We start from the raw sequence: 2,866 nt of genomic DNA on the forward strand, positions 1-2,866 counted from the left end.
AGGGGGCTCATTCATGCCAGCGAACGAGCAAGGCCAGCAAGCCGAACCCATCCGAGTCATGATCGTGGACGATCACGCCGTCACCCGAACCGGCTTGCGCACAATGGTCGAAGCTGAGGATGACATGGCGGTCGTCGGCGAGGCCAGCCTGGCCAGCGAGGCCATCGCGGTTGCGCCCGCTCTTCGACCGGACGTCCTCGTGCTCGACCTCAAGCTGCCAGACGACAGCGGCATAACCGTCTGCCGCGAGCTTCGCAAGAAGCTGCCCGAGGCTTCGTGCCTGATGTTGACGACGTACGCCACCGAGGAGTCCCTTGTCGAGGCGATCTTGGCGGGCGCGTCGGGCTTTGTCTTCAAGGAGATCGCCGAAGCCGATCTGGTCAACGCGATCCGAACGGTCGGCAACGGCGGTTCAATGCTCGATCCGCAGGCAACCGAAGGAATCCTGCGCAAGGTTCGACAGGCTGCGGAGGACGTCGACGATCCGATCGGTGACTTGTCCAAACGCGACCGGCAGTTGCTTGAACTGCTCGGGGAGGGTCTCACCAATCGCGAGATCAGCGAGAAGATGTTCCTCTCCGAAAAGACCGTGAAGAATTACGTGTCGTCACTGCTCGGCAAGCTCGGGGTCCAACGCCGCTCCCAGGCCGCCGCCCTCATCGCGGAACGTAAGTCGCGACGGTTGATCGTCGGCGACTAGAGCCTGCTACCAGCCCCACTGCAGTTAGTTATTCGCCGCCCAGGACGCTTGCTCACGTTCGGTGCGAAACTCCGCCATCTGGGTTCCCAACTCGATTAGCCGGTTGCGGCCGAGCGCCTTGCGGATCTTCGGGAACATGTCCTCTTCTTCCTCCCCGAAGTGGTGCTCGCTGTTCTCCATCACGACGGTCGCCTTCGCCTTGTAGTGATCCTCGTCCGGCGTCATTACGTTGAGCTCGCCGATCAGCAGTTTGACCTCGTGATGTTCCTCGATACCTTCCATGACGATGTCTTTGGTGTCGGGAGCGGCTTCGCGGATTGCCGGGTAGAGGACCGCCTCCTCCATCTCTGAGTGGATCATCAACTCGCGGCAGAAGTCAGCCACCACGTTCAGATCTCCGCGCTCAAACTCGCGAAACATCCGCTTGATCGCTTTGTGCTCCTCGCGCAGCATCACCAGTGCATCCATGACTTTCCTTTCGTTGGTCGGCCCGGCCGCGAAGTGTCGCGCAGCCGAAACAGGCTCACTGCCGCCAAGATCGAGTTGGGTGGACGTCACACTCATACCTTCGAAAATAGCCAGGTCCCGCACGCTCACCAAAGTGCCGCGAGTCACGAGAATCCGGGACTTCGGAGCGAGGGGCCGGTGCCTTCGACGCGGGAGGACCGAGCCAACCTGCGGACCACTTTTCGATGACCATCGGCTCTTGATGGTCGCGGCGATGGGCACCGAGGCTGGGGAGCCAAGGAGGTTGTGATGAGCGAAATGAAGGCACTGATCCTGTGCTGCACGTTGAAGAAGTCCCCTGCGGAGTCCAGCTCACAACTGATGTCGGAGCGAATTTCTGCGGCCCTTTCCACCCATGGTGTGGAGGCCGAGGTGATCCGAGTCGCCGACCACGATGTCAAGTTCGGGATCACCACTGATGAGGGTGATGGCGATGGTTGGCCAGCAATCCGACAGAAGATGCTGGATTCCCAGATCCTGGTGTTGACCACTCCGATCTGGATGGGCCAGCCGGCCTCGATGTGCAAGGTCGTGTTGGAGCGGCTCGACGCCGAGCTCGGTGAAGAAGGCGACGATGGCTTGCCGTTGACGTATGGCAAGGTCGCGGTCGCTGGGATCGTCGGCAATGAGGACGGTGCGCACCATAGCGTCGCGGAGATTTTCCAAGCCGTTAACGACTGTGGTTTCACCATCCCCGCAGCCGGTTGCACGTACTGGGTTGGCGAAGCGATGCAGCGCGAGGACTACAAGGATTTGGACGAGCGCCCAGACGCGACCGAGTCGGCGATGCAGACCATGGTGGCGAACGCCGTGCAGCTGGCACAAGGGCTGCAAGCGCACGGCTACACCAAGCCCGACGCGTGAGGTCGAACCAGATCCAATCTGACCAGGATCAGCCTGAACGACCCGTAGCCTCCGGTGCGGGTCGTTCAGGCTTCAACGCTGGGGCCCACCGGCGTCGTCAGCACGTCGTAGATGAACGACATTTTCACTACAGCAGAGTCCGGTGGCGCGAACGGATATGGGTCGGGGACTCCCATGGATCTGCTCAACTCGTTGAGGGCAACCGTCACCCGAGCCCACTCCGTGTGCAACTCATCGAAGCTAGTCGGGATCTGGGGGACAAGACCCTCCGCGTGCGCTGTCTCAATCGTGTCCAACATGTGCAGGACGTGGGCGAAGGACTCGGCGTAGTCCTCCCACGGATGGGCCGCCGCGTAGTTTGAGTGGAACTCACCACGCCAGGCGCCGTCGTCATCTGTGGCGTAGTGCAGTTGCAAGGACTCGGAGTAGTCGATTCGCTCGTCACCGAAGAATGAACGGAACAGCTCAAGTCGAGCGGGATCTGACGCAATGGCACTTTGCCAATGCCAGTGACCCGACTCGTGACGCACATGGCCCAGCGGTGTCCGGTAGGGCTCCGCCAGCGCCTCGCGGGTACGCTCCCGCGCCACCGGATCGGCCTCGCGAAGATCCAAGGTCACCAGTCCGTCCTCGTGCCCGATCGTGACCGGATGATCGTCAGTGCTTCGGTCGAGTCGAAAACGCAACTTTGGGTGGCTGCTGGTTGGGTCGATTCCCAGGCGGTGGAATTGGCGGCTGACCCGGCGGATCGCTTCCCGGAAAGTCACGGTGTCGTCGTCATTGCGCAAGTCCGCG

At 61.5% G+C, this 2,866-nt stretch carries 4 protein-coding genes; 2 read left to right on the plus strand and 2 right to left on the minus strand.

All coding sequences use genetic code 11. The features are described 5' to 3' along the window. Positions 1 to 13: 13 nt before the first annotated feature. Positions 14 to 700: a response regulator transcription factor gene (locus KAZ48_11670; GenBank protein ID MBP7973449.1), complete on the plus strand. Its 687-nt coding sequence runs from the start codon at positions 14 to 16 to the stop codon at positions 698 to 700. A 24-nt stretch (positions 701 to 724) separates the two neighbouring features. Here the strand turns inward: KAZ48_11670 and KAZ48_11675 are convergent, their stop codons facing one another. Further along, entirely contained in the window at positions 725 to 1,264 is a 540-nt protein-coding gene (locus KAZ48_11675) for a hemerythrin domain-containing protein (protein MBP7973450.1), read from the minus strand. Positions 1,265 to 1,456: 192 nt separating this feature from the next. On the opposite strand from KAZ48_11675, the gene KAZ48_11680 reads away from it, so the two are divergent. Then, a complete protein-coding gene (locus tag KAZ48_11680) occupies positions 1,457 to 2,071 on the plus strand; it encodes a flavodoxin family protein (GenBank protein ID MBP7973451.1) in 615 nt (204 codons plus the stop codon). Between the two features lie 65 nt (positions 2,072 to 2,136). Here KAZ48_11680 and KAZ48_11685 read toward each other — a convergent pair. After that, the coding region (locus KAZ48_11685) for a putative zinc-binding metallopeptidase (protein ID MBP7973452.1) at positions 2,137 to 2,866 on the minus strand (730 nt) is incomplete at its 5' end.

This window comes from Candidatus Nanopelagicales bacterium (assembly GCA_018003655.1).
In the GTDB taxonomy this organism is placed as follows: Bacteria; Actinomycetota; Actinomycetes; order S36-B12; family UBA10799; genus JAGNDY01.